This window comes from Pectobacterium hainanensis (assembly GCF_046237015.1).
Lineage (GTDB): Bacteria > Pseudomonadota > Gammaproteobacteria > Enterobacterales > Enterobacteriaceae > JBJYIN01.
The window spans coordinates 1-223 of sequence record NZ_JBJYIN010000074.1 but is presented as its reverse complement, the minus strand read 5'-3'; the positions used below and the strand labels follow the sequence as shown (position 1 = coordinate 223).

Sequence of the window (223 nt, the reverse complement as noted above, 5' to 3'; positions counted from 1 at the left end):
CTGCACGCCCATCAGACGGGTCTGCCCCGCCACGAGCATGTCCTCGTCCCCGGGCACCAGCACCTGCTCGGCCAGTTCCACCGACTGCGCCAGCAGCGTCTCCATTTCCGAGCGGGCACTGCGCAACTCGCGCACCAGCGTCGCGCGGATGTCGGCCACGGCACGTCCGGCGAAATGGGTGTTGAGGTAATTGGCCACCCGCTCCAGTTCCCCGGCGTCATAC

Annotated in this window: 1 protein-coding gene; it reads right to left on the bottom strand. The window is 68.2% G+C overall.

The genetic code is table 11. The features are described 5' to 3' along the window. Positions 1 to 223, bottom strand: a 223-nt coding sequence (locus ACKPVM_RS20555) for a hypothetical protein (RefSeq protein WP_409311596.1), incomplete at both ends; no start/stop codon positions are given.